The organism is Flavobacterium foetidum (assembly GCF_004634245.1).
In the GTDB taxonomy this organism is placed as follows: Bacteria; Bacteroidota; Bacteroidia; order Flavobacteriales; family Flavobacteriaceae; genus Flavobacterium; species Flavobacterium foetidum.
Genome location: NZ_SJTF01000002.1, coordinates 392416 through 408490 on the forward strand (window position 1 = coordinate 392416; position 16075 = coordinate 408490).

At 36.1% G+C, this 16075-nt stretch carries 11 protein-coding genes; 4 read left to right on the forward strand and 7 right to left on the reverse strand.

Features of this window, described 5'->3' with window-relative positions:
- Positions 1-28: 28 nt before the first annotated feature.
- The 4 genes from E0W73_RS04060 to E0W73_RS04075 all read left to right on the forward strand — a co-directional run bounded on the left by E0W73_RS04060 (position 29) and on the right by E0W73_RS04075 (position 4569).
- Entirely contained in the window at positions 29-1546 is a 1518-nt protein-coding gene (locus tag E0W73_RS04060) for an OmpP1/FadL family transporter (RefSeq protein ID WP_135220813.1), read from the forward strand.
- Between the two features lie 188 nt (positions 1547-1734).
- Positions 1735-3048: a 30S ribosomal protein S12 methylthiotransferase RimO gene (gene rimO / locus E0W73_RS04065; RefSeq protein ID WP_135220814.1), complete on the forward strand. Its 1314-nt coding sequence runs from the start codon at positions 1735-1737 to the stop codon at positions 3046-3048.
- A 40-nt stretch (positions 3049-3088) separates the two neighbouring features.
- Entirely contained in the window at positions 3089-3631 is a 543-nt protein-coding gene (locus E0W73_RS04070) for a hypothetical protein (protein ID WP_135220815.1), read from the forward strand.
- A 32-nt stretch (positions 3632-3663) separates the two neighbouring features.
- Positions 3664-4569, forward strand: a complete 906-nt coding sequence (locus E0W73_RS04075; protein ID WP_135220816.1) for an N-acetylmuramoyl-L-alanine amidase — start codon at positions 3664-3666, stop codon at positions 4567-4569.
- Between the two features lie 410 nt (positions 4570-4979).
- Here E0W73_RS04075 and E0W73_RS04080 read toward each other — a convergent pair whose 3' ends face one another.
- The 7 genes from E0W73_RS04080 to E0W73_RS04110 form a co-directional block, all read right to left on the reverse strand.
- Complete coding sequence (locus E0W73_RS04080) at positions 4980-6050, reverse strand: outer membrane beta-barrel protein (protein ID WP_135220817.1); 1071 nt, start codon at positions 6048-6050, stop codon at positions 4980-4982.
- Positions 6051-6638: 588 nt separating this feature from the next.
- On the reverse strand, positions 6639-7598 hold the full coding sequence (locus E0W73_RS04085; protein WP_135220818.1) for a glycoside hydrolase family 5 protein: 960 nt from the start codon (positions 7596-7598) through the stop codon (positions 6639-6641).
- Between the two features lie 2 nt (positions 7599-7600).
- Complete coding sequence (locus tag E0W73_RS04090) at positions 7601-8833, reverse strand: glycoside hydrolase family 27 protein (protein ID WP_135220819.1); 1233 nt, start codon at positions 8831-8833, stop codon at positions 7601-7603.
- A 113-nt stretch (positions 8834-8946) separates the two neighbouring features.
- Entirely contained in the window at positions 8947-9930 is a 984-nt protein-coding gene (locus E0W73_RS04095; RefSeq protein WP_135220820.1) for a T9SS type A sorting domain-containing protein, read from the reverse strand.
- 176 nt (positions 9931-10106) lie between these two features.
- Positions 10107-11192 (reverse strand): hypothetical protein, encoded by a 1086-nt coding sequence (locus tag E0W73_RS04100; RefSeq protein WP_135220821.1) that lies wholly within the window; start codon positions 11190-11192, stop codon positions 10107-10109.
- Positions 11193-11209: 17 nt separating this feature from the next.
- Positions 11210-12808 (reverse strand): RagB/SusD family nutrient uptake outer membrane protein, encoded by a 1599-nt coding sequence (locus E0W73_RS04105; protein WP_135220822.1) that lies wholly within the window; start codon positions 12806-12808, stop codon positions 11210-11212.
- 11 nt (positions 12809-12819) lie between these two features.
- On the reverse strand, positions 12820-16017 hold the full coding sequence (locus E0W73_RS04110) for a SusC/RagA family TonB-linked outer membrane protein (protein ID WP_135220823.1): 3198 nt from the start codon (positions 16015-16017) through the stop codon (positions 12820-12822).
- Positions 16018-16075 lie beyond the last annotated feature (58 nt).

The window sequence follows — 16075 nt, forward strand, 5'->3', positions numbered from 1 at the left end:
ACTAAATTCTATTTTAAAATTCATCCAAATGAAAAAAATATTTTTCCTACTAATAGCAGGACTAACTGCCAGCGTTTCACATTCACAGGAAATTTCAGATGCTGTGCGTTTTTCACAGGGCAACTTAACTGGAACTGCCCGATTTAGAGCAATGAGTGGCGCTTTTGGTGCAGTTGGAGGTGATTTATCGTCAATCAGCGTGAACCCTGCGGGATCCGCCATATTCAATAATAATCAGGTCGGAATTAGTTTCAGCAATCTTAATACAAAAAACAATTCAGAGTATTTCAATACGCATACTTCAGACAAAGACAATTCTTTTATCCTGAATCAGGCTGGAGCCATCTTTGTTTTTAATGACAGAAATCCGAACAGCAAATGGAAAAAGATCTCAATTGGTGCTACTTACGAAAACACTAATAATTTTAACAATGATATTTTTTCTGCCGGGACCAATACAAGAAATTCGGTAGCGAATTATTTTTTAGCCTACGCTAATGGAGATGCTTTAAATAATCCAGTTGCTTTGGGAGACATAACGGGAATCGCTTACGAAAATCAATTTTACAGCGAACAACAAGCTTACTTTGGTTATTATGGTTTTGTTATCAACCCGGTAACCAACAATAATAACAACACCCAATACACTTCTAATGTTCCTGCTGGGCCAAATTTTCAGGAAAACGAAGTTCACGAAAGAGGCTACAACAGCAAAGTAAGCTTCAATATCGCAACATCTTACATGGACCGAATTTATTTTGGGGCAAACTTAAACGTTCATGTAACCGATTATAGAAGATCTAGCAGCTTTTACGAAAGCAATAATAGTCCGTTGCAACCAACTGAAACAATCTCTAATCTAAGATTTAACAATGAATTGTACACTTATGGAAACGGATTCTCATTTCAATTAGGAGCGATTGCCAAAGTAACAAACAACTTTAGACTTGGATTGGCCTACGAGTCGAATACTTGGTACGAATTGTACGATGAGATTTCTCAAAGCCTTTACACGACAACCCAAGCGGCAAACGGACCTGAAAATTACGCAGATGTTAATCCGAATTTGGTAAATGTCTACGAATCGTATACACTACAGACACCTGCAAAATGGACATTTAGCGCCGCTTATGTATTCGGAAAATCAGGATTACTAAGCATTGATTACGGCATAAAGGATTACGGTAATACAAAATACAAACCGACTGACGACGCTTATTTTAGAGATTTAAATTCGCGCATAAGCAATACTTTAACTAGCGCTGGTGAATTGAGAATTGGAGGTGAATATAAAATTAAACAGCTAAGCCTTAGAGGAGGATACCGCTTTGAAGGAAGTCCATACAAAAATGGATCTACAATTGGAGACCTTAACAGTTATTCAGGAGGTTTAGGCTATAATTTCGGAGGAACAAAATTGGATTTAGCTTATTCTTACATGGAAAGAAAGTCTAGCCAAGGATTTTTCAGCAAAGGCTTGACCGATCCAGCAAACATTGCATCAAAAATGAACAATGTAACCCTCACTTTATTATTTGAATTGTAATTAAAATTTAATAGATGAATGAAAATTTCCGTCAGATAGTATTCTGGCGGATTTTTTTTGGCAGCAACTAGAAATTATTCTTTGTTTACATTAATACAAATTCCACTTCATAAAAAACATCTAAAAGCAGCCGAAACTAGTGTGATTGAATAAAAAAAGTGTAATTTTGCACTCCAATTTATAAAAGTATGAGAACCAAGTCTTTAAAAAAGAACAAAATCAATGTTATCACTCTTGGGTGTTCAAAAAATGTTTATGATAGCGAAGTGCTTATGGGACAGCTTCGCGCGAATGGAAAAGAAGTTGAACACGAAGCTCCTGCAGAGAAAGAAGGAAATATTATCGTTATAAATACCTGTGGCTTTATAGACAATGCTAAAGCAGAATCTGTAAACATGATTTTGGAATATGCAGACAAAAAAGAAAGAGGAATCGTAGACAAAGTTTTTGTAACAGGATGTTTGTCTGAACGTTACCGTCCGGATTTAGAAAAAGAGATTCCAAACGTTGACCAATATTTCGGAACAACCGAATTACCTCAGTTGCTAAAAGCGCTTGGAGCCGACTATAAACATGAGCTTTTAGGAGAACGTTTAACCACTACTCCAAAAAATTACGCTTATTTGAAAATCGCTGAAGGATGCGACCGTCCTTGTAGTTTCTGCGCTATTCCGCTAATGCGCGGTTCTCACGTTTCGCAGCCCATTGAAAAGCTGGTGAAAGAAGCGCAAGGTTTGGCAAAAAACGGAGTAAAAGAATTGATTTTGATTGCACAAGATTTGACTTATTACGGTCTTGATCTTTATAAAAAAAGAAATCTTGCAGAATTACTAGAAGAATTGGCAAAGGTTGAAGGAATTGAGTGGATTCGTCTGCACTACGCCTACCCAACCGGTTTCCCGATGGATGTTTTGGAATTAATGAAAAGAGAACCAAAAATCTGTAATTATATCGATATTCCATTACAGCATATTTCTGATTCGATTTTAAAATCAATGCGTCGTGGAACAACTCAAGCTAAAACTACACAACTTTTAAAAGATTTTCGCGCAGCTGTTCCTGGTATGGCGATTAGAACTACTTTAATCGTTGGATATCCTGGTGAGACACAAGAAGATTTTGAGATTTTGAAAGATTTTGTCCAGGAAATGAAATTCGACAGAATGGGATGTTTTGCTTATTCACACGAAGAAAACACCCACGCTTATCTTTTAGAAGATAATGTTCCAGATGATGTAAAGCAAGCAAGAGCAAATGAAATAATGGAATTACAATCTCAAATTTCATGGGATTTGAACCAAGAAAAAGTGGGCAAAATCTTTAGATGCATTATTGACAGAAAAGAAGGCGGGCATTTTGTAGGCAGAACCGAATTTGACAGCCCTGATGTTGACAATGAAGTACTGATCGATGCTACTAAACATTATGTAAAAACAGGCGAATTTGTTAATATAAAAATAATTGAAGCGACAGAATTTGATTTATACGGAGAACCTGCTTAAATTTACACGTAACAATTGTTAACTATTGATAACTACTTTTATGAAACCAATCCAGACTTTATTTCTATTAGCTTTAAGCTTATTCTGCTTCAATTCTGTTTTTGCCCAGTACGGAAACGGATACTACAATAATGGCTATGGCGGAGGTTATGGTAGAGGCGGCGGAATGGGTATGGACAGAAGCATGATGGCCGGCCCTCAGAGCACGCCAAGCAAACCAAAAGAAGTGCCAGTAGAGGAAACTGCAGCTCAAATCGTAGAGCAAATGAAACCAGAAGTTAATCTTGACGAGCTTCAAGCAATTGCTATTCAGAATGTTTTGGCAGACAGTATGAGAGAGCAAGGTGTTTTGCTAAAAAATGAAAGCAGTAGCCAAGACGAAAAAATTGAGCAGATTAAAGCCTTGAGAGAAAGCACTAATAAAAAAATCAACGCCTTTTTAAATCCGGATCAGGTAGCAAAATATACTGCCTTTATGGAAAATTTTAAAGAAATAAAGAAAACAAAAAACAAAAAGAAAAAAGATAAAGACTCTAAATCAAATAAGGAAGTAAAAGAAAATCCAGATACGAAAGATCAATAATAGCCGTTTTAAATAGTATTAAATAACGAATTATGGCAAAGAAACACTTTTGTTATCTGATTTTGGCGATTATAGTAAGCGCCTGTTCTACAAATCCTTATAAGTCAACTGAAAAGGCATACGACCAACAGCTTAAAACTCTCGAAAATCAAATCACAAGCAAAGAGGCGCAGGCAATACCTGCAGTAACTCCAGTAGTAATTGATACTTCATATGCGCTTCAATTGGGAATCGTAAAAGACACCTTGTCTAAAACCGGATCAACTTCCTTAGTAAACGGAATATCAACCGAATGGATTGGGACTGTAAATTTCAATTTGAGAAAACCAAGTTTTGTAATCATACATCATACGGCACAGGATTCGCTGCAGCAAACCATCAATACTTTTACCAAAACCAGAACGCAGGTAAGTTCTCATTATGTAATTTCTGAAAACGGAAAAGTGGTTCAGATGCTGAATGATTATCTACGAGCATGGCATGCTGGAAATTCGACTTGGGGAAAAAATACAGATTTAAACTCGAGTTCAATCGGAATCGAATTAGACAATAATGGCTTTAAGCCTTTTACAGAAGCGCAAATCAGCAGTTTGGTGGCTTTATTGACCAAACTAAAGAAAGATTATAATATTCCGACCCAAAATTTTCTAGGACATGCAGATATTGCGCCTGGACGAAAACAAGACCCAAGCGCCTTATTCCCTTGGAAAACCTTGGCTGAAAAAGGCTTCGGCATCTGGCCAGATGAAGTGCTGGAACCCGCTCCTTTTGATTTTAAAATCGAACCAGCTTTACGAATTATTGGCTATAACACAAAAAATCTAACCGCTGCCATTCAGGCATTCAAACTGCACTATATTCAAACGGATGCAACCTCTGTTTTAGATAGAAAAACAATAGATACAATTTATTCTATTTATAAAAAACAGGTTCAATAAACCTCATCCTTTAAAAATCATAAAGCGCTTTTGGAATACAGAAGCGTTTTTTTGTTTCTTAAAAAACAAATTAACCTTTCTCACACGAACCTATATTTGGGAACAGCATTTCAATCAATTTAAATGAAACATTCCTACGAAACGTGTAATCGCAATCATCTATAATTTTTCTATCGACCAGACATTTCTACGGAATGATACAGTTTATAAAATAACGGATTCTGCTGTTTTTTTAACAACTATACGATCTATAATGTTTTCAACTTGAAATGAGATCAAACTTCAAACTAAAAAATTGAAACCTGAAACCTGAAACCTTGAAACTCAAAACTTCTTAAAAATAAAAAAGCTGCCAAAACATAATATGTTTTGACAGCTCCAAAAAAAAAAAAAAATATCAATCTTTATCTCTAGAAAGAGTATGTTGTAGCAAGCAAAGCGAAGAAAGAACCTCCAGTCGGCGCTGCATCTTTATCTAAGAAAATATCTTCAGATGCTGCGTCATATCTTAACTCTGGGATAATTGTCAGCTTTCCAACTTTATAGTTTAAAGAAAGTGTATTAGCAAATACGTTTGACCCTGTTAATGTACCTAAACTAGGTGCAGCATCTTTAGCATCAAAATATTCCATTCTATATGCCAGCAATAACGATGGGCTGAATGAATAATTAGCATATCCAACTACAGAGAACCATTCTCCGTCTAACGTACTGTCAAAATCATTTTTAGTTTTAGCATAAGTAGCATTTAACCCTAGTCCGAAACTATCTGTGATAGATTTAGAAGCTGTCAAATCAAACTGCGTTTTATTTTCGTCAGAGGCAGGATTGCTGCTTCCAGATGTAAAATTCAAATAAGCGCTTCCGGTATCTCCTATATATCCCACTTGTCCGATATATGTTTTTTGAACTGAACCTGCGTCCATAGCTGATTTAAAATCGGTTGGATTTGTAATTCCTAGCATGGCTGTAAATTTTCCTGATGTATACTGCGCTTTTACCCCAGTATTAAAAAACGGCCCGTAAGAAAAGGCATAAGACATACTGTAGTTTTTGTTATCTACGGCATCTAAGACCTCGTATCCGATATGCGTACCGAAACTACCTGCTACTACTTTAAACTCATCAGTCAAATTGTATGTAAAATATAATTGTTTAATTAAAAATTTTGCGTTAATATCTTTATCAGTTGTTTCATTGTATGAAAATTCCCCTGCTCTTTTTCCGAAACCTAAGTCTACAAAAACAGACGCCTTCCCAAAAGTATGACCTGCTTCTATGGAAGCCATTCCTAGTTCGAATGAATCTTGTGAGTTGGTAAAGCTCGTTAATCCATTCATCTGTTTAGAAAAATCATATTTATAGTACATGTCCGCAGACCCTCCCCAAGTTGTTGCTGGTGGTGAAGCAGCTTCTTCATCTTGGGCAAAAGCAAAAGAACTTGTTAACATAGCGGCTAAAACGTGAAATACTTTTTTCATGGTTTAAATTGGTTTTTAGTTATTAATTGATTCTGGTTAGTTAATCTTTTATATTTCTATTTAATAGCATAGTCATTCTAAAACCTCAAAGTCACCCCTTTATCTCCTTCATTTTCATTAGCGAATTTATTAACTTTTACATCAGTAGAATAATCAGAAAGCATTTTTTTACCGTTTTAGACGAAGAATTATGGATTACAAAAATTAACATCTTAATAATCGTTATTTGATATTATTAAATATTTATTTTTGAAAATTCAACAACACAAAAAACAGAAACATACCATATTTTTATACACCAAATAAAAAATAAGTAGTAAAAAACAGCGATTTTAAACATATAAAATCAATTAAAAAACAATATACCCCATTTCTTTAGGGGTACATTCAAAAAATTAAAAAAATACGATTTAAAAAACATTCTAAAACAACCAAGAAAAACATAGAATTACACAAAATAAAATTCTTACAAAAACTAGCATCAAAAATAGACTTGTGACATCTCTATTATCTAATTTTTAAAAAGTATAAAAAAACCAAAGCCTGCTCAAAATTGAACAGGCTTTCCACAAGAAAAACTAAACGCTTTTATTCTTTATTATATTTTCTTAAGTACTCTCGAATCTTGATTCCTGATTCTTTTAGATCTTCGTCTTTCCACTTACCATCAGATTTAGCAGATTTCTTCAAAATCGAACAGGTTTCATCTTTGTCTGAGACCGACCATGTAATCCAGCTTAATTTACGGTTTTCCATCCAGTCTATGTAATCCTGCCAAGATTGGTAATCAAGAGGTCCGTCGCCAGTAGCTTCCATACCAGCAGATTCAGAAATAAAGACCGGAATACCACTTTTAATCGCGGCATCTGTACGATCTCTTAGTTCTTTGCCGTGTGTCGCTGCATAAAAATGCATGGTATACATTATATTATTGTATCCTATTATTGGGTCTGAGGCCGGAAGATTTATATCCTGATCCCAATGCGGACAACCGACTAAAATTATATTGTCAGGATCATTTTGTCTGATGACGCGAATTATCTCTTCGGTATAACTCTTAACTTCCTGCCATGTTTCATAATCAGGCTCATTGAACACTTCATATATTATATTGGGGTACTTAGCATATTTCTTTGAAATTTCTGCAAAGAACTCCTTAGCTTCTTTTAGATTAATATTATGACTGTGCCAATCTATAATAACGTAAATATCAGATTGAATTGCACCATTTACCACTGCTTCAATTTTTTCTTTAGAAAACTGAGGCTCTTTGAGATACGAAAACTGCCCCAACTCTATTCCCATTGCAGCCCTGACTATATTACACTTAAAGTCTTTTTTGAGCCAGCGAACCGATTTTTCATTATAAAACCTTGGCCACATGCTGTGCCATCCAAAACTCATTCCTCGTAAAACGATTGGTTTTTTATTTTGATCCACCAATTGCGTTCCCATTAAGCTTAGTTTTCCGTGTTTTTTTACAAACTGTCCATTTGAAACAACGGACATCAAAAAAAGCAAGACAACGATTGTGCTACTAAACTTCATGATTACGGAATTAACTTTAACGTCACAACATCATGCGACGCTATTGCCGCAGTAAAAGCTTTTTTGGTATTTCCTATCTCTTTGTTTTTCCAGAGATCTTTAATCTTGAAGACTGTTGTATCGAAAATGGCTTCATAACCAAAATCAGCATCTTTAAAAACATTTTTTTTCCAATCAAAAGTGATTTTCTTAAGGCTATCGGTTCTGTTTAAAAACGAGACTGCCCAAGCACCATCTGAAAGTGGTTTTACCCAAACCTCAACACCATCTATAACAGTATACTTAAATCCCTGAATTCCGAGTTTATCCTGATTTACAGCCAGCATTTCTTTATTGGTCAGAATTGCTAAAGTTTCTTTAGACATTTTACGATAATCATTTCCTGTAAACAACGGAGAAGCCATCATGCACCACATCGCAAAATGCGATTTGTCTTCAGTATCGTTCATTTCGTTTCCAACCTCCATCATGTCAAAATCATTCCAATGATCAGGACCAGAATATTTACGAATATCTTTTCTCATGTCTACTATTTTCATAAATCCCCAAGACGACCAGTTTTCAGGATGTTTGAATTCGCAATCAAAACACGGATAAATATCTCCAGAAATCCTCCAGAGATTCCCAACATTCTTTCCCCATTCCCAAGGCTGATTGTCTCCCCATTCGCAGAGACTGAAAACAATAGTTCTTCCCGCTGTTTTTAATGCATTGCTCATTGTAGTATAGGCTTCCTTTGCTGTTATTCCTTCTGTATTGCACCAATCGTATTTCAGGAAATCAATTCCGAGGCGCGCATAAAAACGGGCATCCTGATATTCGTAGCCACGAGTTCCCGGATATCCAGCACAAGTTTTCGTTCCGGCGCAATTGTACAAACCGAACTTCAAGCCCTTACTATGAACATAGTCGATTAGCGATTTCATTCCATTAGGAAATTTATCAGGATCAGGAACCAGATCTCCGTTTGCATCACGTTCGTGCGTCATCCAGCCATCGTCTAACACTATGTAATTATAACCAGCTGATGCCAAACCAGACGAAACCATAATATCAGCGGTTTCTTTGACTAATTTTTCATCAATATTGGTCGCAAAGGTATTCCAAGAGTTCCATCCCATCGGAGGAGTCATTGCCAAACCTTCAAATTTTCCTGCCTGTTGCGTATGTGTATTTCCCTGACCGAAAGAAATAATGGAAAAACATACGGCAAACATCAAAGTGATTTTCTTCATTTTTATTTTTTTATTGTGATACTATAAATAATAAGCAGCATACTTATAATGCATGCTGCTATGGCATATAAGGATTTTAAAATAAATGCAACTTAAATTCTCTACAAAGTTTATCAATTCACGATTAGATTTTTAGAACGAACATTACCATCTGCATACATCACCTGAACAATATAAACACCCGCCACTAAAGATGCGCCGACCGCACTTCTCAACGCATAAGAAGTAGAGCTGCTCGATGTAGAAAGAGGAAATGTAGTACTCAACGTACCGCTTGTATTGTATATACGGCATACAGATGGATTTCCTAAATAGGTTATTACTGGAGCAACAATAGTTAAATATCCATTAGAATACGGATTGGGCGCAACTGAAAAATCATAATTTGTAGGCACCGACTTATTGGCGCAATTCGTCAGATTTAACGAAACGGCATTTCCATATGACGTATTCGTTACCGAGTTAGATGCACAGCTTGCAGCCCCTGTAGTGCTCGTTATATTGTATATAAAATAATTCTGTCCGTTTAAGGGTAGCTTTAACTCAAAAACTCTATTGGCAATCGGAGTTACAATCACGCTCGGATCAGCTACTGTTGGCGAAATCGAGAAACTGGTATTTGGACTCGGATTAGGATTTGTTGTCACGGTAAGATTGATGATATGGTATTGCGTTGTACAATAATCTGCTGTTTTTGAAACCGAATAACTTGGCGTTACTGGCGGTGTAACAGTTAGAAAATTGAAATTCGGCGTCATGGCAACCAGAACATTATCTAAAAAAAAGCTCGCATAAATATAATGAGGAGATGAAATTATATTTCCAGACTTCATTACTACTTTACTTAATGCTGTGGGAGAAGGATTACCAGCAAAAGTTATCCCAGAATTAGGAGATGCAGTCCAAACTATATTATTGTAAGTGCCTGCTACAGGCGGGTCCACAATAGTGTAAGTAGGATTGTTTGCAATACAATAAGGATTATTTCCTGTAATATATTGCGCATGTCCTATTGAAATCAACAATAAAAAAAAAGCAATAGTCGAATAAAATTTTCTTCTAAAATGATTAAGGTTCAAAGAGTAATTGTTCTTCATAATTATAGTTTTAAGGGTTAAATAGCATCAGTAAATTTAAGTATCGATTTCTCATCATTTTGATACTATTTTATTAAAAATCAATACTATATATTCATATTTAGAAAGAATTTTCCGTAATAAAAAACTCCATTTCGAATAAATCGAAATGGAGTTCAATCACTACTTAAACTATATTATTCTGCTTTAAGCACAAAACCGATATTGTCGATGTAAAATGTATTTTCTATACCATCACCTTTCTCATTGGTGGTTCTATTTTGGAAAGTGATGTTTTGAACGCGATCCGTATTTGTGAGAACAGACCATGGAAGATAAAATACTTTCCAGTCTGTAGTAACATCTAAAACTGGCGGATTATTATCCCAATTACCGTTAAATACAAAGCTAACTTTCCCTGGTACTTTAGCTTTAATCGCAACACGTAAACCAGAATAAGGGCTAAGTTGGTCATACCAGCTCCAGTTGCCCTGCAAGCTTCCCCACGCATCCATTTTCTTTTCAATGTGAATAAGTCCCTGTTCTGCAGTTCCATCGGTTATGTAACTAAAATTATTCCAAGAAGGAAAATCTAATCCATAATAAGAAATATCGTCAAAAATGGCAGTTCCGATTGCGTATGGAGAAATTGTTTCACCAGATATGTTAGCTATCGAAAGTGACCTCAAATCTGCATTTTCAGGTACTTTAATTACAATCTTTTCTAAAGTTGAAGAAACTACAGTCACCGGAACCGCAGGCAACGTTTTAGTTTTTGCCAAGGTAACCACAGGATTTAAGAAATATTTCCCTGTAATCGTAATCTCCTGACCCGCAGTCGCATTAACCGGATAAAATTGCGAGAATGTAGGTACAGGTGGCGCGATAACAAAATCAAATTCGGCGGTACCTTTTTCAGTTACAACCTTAAGTTTGTTAGAAGCATTTGCGTACGGCGTATTTTCGTCAATCAATATAACGATATCTGTATCGGTTACAAATGATGGCTGAAAATAACTTTCGTAATCATTAAAATAGACTTTTGTTGTCGTCAATAATCCTTTTCCATGAATAACATAATAGTTTTTAGGATATCCAACAGTCACCGGCTCAAACGGCTTAAGACTTCCGTCGGTTTCATAGCCAGATGGTTTTACAGACTCAATCGTAGGTCCGCTCGCACTAGATGAGGCACTATCATCATTCGAACATGAACTGATCAGTATCACAGATAATACCCACACTATGCATACTGCTAAAGAAACAATTCTTATCTTTTTCATATTATTATCTTTAAAAATTATTTAAAAGTATATGGTACTACTTCTTTCAATTTTGGGTTTTTAATTAAATCATCTGCAGGATAAGGCAACAAAAGGTTGGTTGCAGTAATTGTGATATGTTTTTCAACTTCTCTGTTTCCACGGTTTTGCGCTTCCAATATTGCTTTTGCTTTTGCGAAAGGAATACGTCCTAAATCAAAATAGTAATCGCCTTCACAAGCTAATTCTGCACGTCTTTCTTTAAAGATATCATCAAAAGAGATTGAGGTTTTTTCAGGAACACCAGCTCTTCTTCGTACAGCATTAAAAGACGCCAGCGCCGCCGGATCTGAAGTGCTTCCCGATTGAGAACCCAAAACCGCTTCTGCGTGGATAAGCAATAATTCTGCATAACGCATCATGTAGCTGTTCATGCTGCTTTCTCCGTTAAACTGAGGATTAAAAGGTCCTGTAATTGGCAGGTTTTCTTTTCCGATTACATACTTTTTCAATCCAGCACCAGATCTTTGCGCTTCATATTTAATATCAAAAGTATAGCCCAAAATAAGTTTAGCGTCTACTTCCAGTGATTCTGCATAAGTCAGATTCGGATAATAATCTCCTGGCAACATAAAAGTTTCTATTCTACGCTTGTCACCAGGTTCGTAAACATTATGAATTAAATCTTGAGAAGGCGCAATCTGACCCGAATAAGTCGTTTCTACCAATCTATTTTCGGGAGCAAACAAGGTGTTCGAAAAATTACCGTCAAAATAAGTTCCTGCTCCATTCCATTGCCATGAAAAGATAGATTCTTCGTTATTATTATTTTTTTGAAGCCATAAATCGGCAAAAGATTTAGTTGGCAGTGCGTCTCCTCCCAATAACTTAAACTCGCCACTATTGATAACTTCCTGAGCCAATGCGCGTGCTAAATCATATTTTTTCTGATATAAATAAACTTTAGCCAAAAGTGCTTTTGCAGATCCGCTCGAAACATGAGCGTTTGCAGCATAATCTGAGCCTCTGTTTTTAGTTCTCAGATTCTCAATGGCAAATTTCAAATCGTTTTCAATAAATTTATATACATCTTCAGTTGGATTGCTTGGTATAACAAAGTTTAAAGAGTAATCACTATTATCTTCTATAATAGGCACATTTCCCCATAATCTTACCAAAAAGAAATAAGAAAAAGCTCTTATAAAATGAGCCTCTCCCAAGGCATTATTCAGCGCAGCTTTACTTACATTAGGACCAACACTTTGCGGAAGGCTGTTGATATAGGCATTCGAATTTGCTACAGCCCCAAAACATGATCTCCATGCATCAGAAATAAATGATTGCGAATTTGTAAAACTTAGATCTGTAAATTTCCCAAAATCATTGTAAACATCTGCATACATATTTCCAGAAATCACATCTGTAATTCCGTAAAAAGCAGATTTATTCAAATTAAACCAAACAAGGCCATACAATCCGTTGGCTGCATTGTCGAGTTTTACATCAGAATCGTAATAGTTGCCTATTGTAGGTGCAGCCTCTGCCGGAACATCAAGAAAATCCTGAGAACAAGAAGATGAAAGCAGCATAAGAACTGCTAAACTAAAAACACCGCCTCTTTTTATTATATTTTTCATATTAATTCGTATTAAAATTCAACATTAAAACCAAAAGTGATTTGTCTTGGAACAGGATAACGGCCGTTATCGACACCTGTTAATAATGCATCCTGATTGTAAGCACCTACTTCAGGATCATATCCTTTGTATTTGGTAAACGTAAACAGGTTTTGTCCTGAAGCGTACAATCTTAATCTTGATAGTTTTATTTTTGAAATTATATCAGATGGAAGAGAATATCCTAAAGTGACATTCTGGATTCTTAAATAAGAACCATCCTCAATAATACGAGTTGAAACTGCATTGTTAACATCGTCATAAGTTGAAGGTCTCGGCAGAGAAGCGTTAGTGTTCGAAGCAGAATAAAAATCTGAGGCTTCGGTTAAATAATTTGTTCCCAAACTACTGTTTAGCGTACCAGACAGACGAGTCAAATTCATCAGTTTGTTCCCTGCGCTTCCTTGTAAGAATATAGACAAGTCTACATTTTTGTACTTAAAGTTGTTTGTAAATCCGTAAGTGAATTTTGGGTTTGGATTACCGATTGCCTTAATATCATTCTGATCAATAACCCCATCATTATTCTGGTCTTTATAAATCACATCTCCTTTTTGGAAATTCGGCATCAAAGAATTCGTTCCGTTTTTCAGAATCACTCTATTTCCAGATCCGTCTGTATGACCATATGCAAGTAGGTCTTCGTCTGTTCTATAAATTCCCAAAGCCTCGTAACCTACAAAAGAACCAATCGGCAGACCTTCTACAGTTCTAGAAACTGTTACGGTATTGTAAGCAAGAGTTCCCATTGTTTTTACAATATTTAATCCAGCCATATTGGTAACCTCATTTACATATCTAGTAAAATTTAGATTAGCATTCCACGAAAAATTCTCTGTGAATTTCTCTGTATAACCGAGCGTAACCTCTATACCTTTATTTTTCATGCTTCCTAAGTTGTAATAAGGAGGGTTTACACCACCTTCATAATCACCACCTCCCGAAAGAAAGTTAGGAAGCGGCACTTGATACAAGAAATCTTTAGAAACTTTTTGATACAAATCTACCGAAGCTGTCAGTTTAGAACTGAACATGGTAAAATCTAAACCTAAATTGGTCTGAGTCTGAGTTTCCCATTTCAAGTTTTGATTTGCAGTATTTGACGGAAGATAAGAAGTTCCCATCGAACTGTTTACCACATGGAGATTCGAATCATACAAGTTATTACCAATCTGATTATTACCAGTTTGTCCCCAGCCCGCTCTTATTTTGATATTATCAACATATTTACGCGTGCTTTCCATAAAACTCTCGTTAGAGATTTTCCATGAACCACTTACAGAGCTAAAAACACCCCATTTGTTGCCAACATAGAATTTAGAGGATCCGTCTGTTCTTATAGAAGCCGCAATTCCGTACTTATCGGCATAATCATACACTGCTCTTCCCAGGTAAGAAGCTAAAGTTTGAGTTCCAGAATACACACCGCTTGTTACCGCTTTGGTCAAATCTGACGCAGCAAGCGTTTTATTATTGTTGTCTGTGTAACCTTCAGCAGTTATAGAATAACCTTCCCAATGCGCTCTGTTGGATTCTTGAACCGCCAAAATTGTGAAATTGTGATTGCCAATCGTATTTCTATAAGTAAGCATGTTTTTTAAGTTCCACGAATTGCCGCTAGAAGGATTATAGTACAAGTTGGCAAAACTTTTTACTGCATTTCCTAAAGAGTACATAGGATCGAATCTTTGCCCTAAGTTATCATAGATATAACCACCGGCCTCAAAACGATATTCCAGACCTTTTAAGATATCTACCTGTGTATAAAAGTTACCAGAATAATTTTTTCTAACTAAAGTATTGGAACCCAACAAAGAAGTCGCCACCGGATTTACAAAAGAAGTATTTCCTCCTGTAGGCGGTCCCGCAAATGCGCCCGATAATTCTCGCACCGCAACATCTGGCGTGGCAAGCAATGAAGTAGCCACTACTCCGTTAAACTGTCCATTCAAAGTCAGTTTTTCATCTGTAATCGCCCCGCTTACATTTACACCAACTTTTATAAATTTATTGACTTTAGCATCTATATTAGATCTAAAATTATATCTTTTAAAACCAGATTCGATTACAATACCTTCCTGATTCAAGATTCCTCCCGAGATATAGTAGTTAATTCCTTCTTTACCACCTGAAAAAGAAAGCTGATTCGAAGACATCAGTCCAGTTTCATAAATAGCATCTTGCCAATCTGTACCTTTTCCTAAAACCTCAGGATGCGCGAACTCAGGTCTTTTCGAGGTTGGATCATAGACATCTGCTAATGCATTCTGGTGAATCGCATATTGCTGCAAATTCATTGAATGCAGTTTTTTAGGAAGATTGCTAATAGAGTAAGAGTTTTCAAAAGATAGTTTTCCCGTTCCTTTTTTCCCCGACTTAGTAGTTACAATGATTACCCCGTTTGCACCTCGCGAACCATAAATAGCGGTTGCAGATGCATCTTTTAGAATATCGATAGATTCGATATCGTTTGGATTGATCAATGCCATCGGACTTTGCGTAATGTTACCATTATTGGAAAAATTAGAATTCCCCTGAGCATTTCTTCCCGAAGTAGACGAATTACGAGCATCTCCCGAAATTGGAACACCATCTATAACATAAAGCGGCTCATTGGTTCCCGTCAGCGAAGAAACACCTCTAATTCTTACCGAAACGTTACTTCCCGGCTCTCCAGAGTTACTGTTGACAACAACCCCCGCAGCTTTACCTTGCATCATTTGATCAAAAGATGCAACTTTCAAATTTTCAATATCTTTAGAAGAGATACTTGAAATAGCACTGTTTACGTCTTTTCTTTTCTGCGTTCCGTATCCAATTACCACCACATCTTTCAAATCTTCTGCATTAGATTTAAGGATCACATTAATGGTTGTTCTTCCGTCTACTGCAACTTTTTGAGTGGTAAATCCGATAAAAGAAAATGATAAGGTAGCGTTTGCGGGAACATCAATAGAATATTTCCCGTCAAAATCTGTAGAAGCAGACACCTTAGAACCTGCAACTGAAATATTTGCCCCTGGAATCGATAATCCCTTTTCATCAGCTACAGTTCCTGACACTTTTACTTGTGCTGTAATGAAATTACTGGTCAGTAACAAAAATAAAATCAAAGGAACCAATCTGTGGTTAGCGTTCCAATGAATAAAATTAGTCATTAGTTTTTTCATAATAAATGTTTGGTTAGTTTAAAAAGTAAGTTTGCAATCTTAAATCATAAAAGGGGAC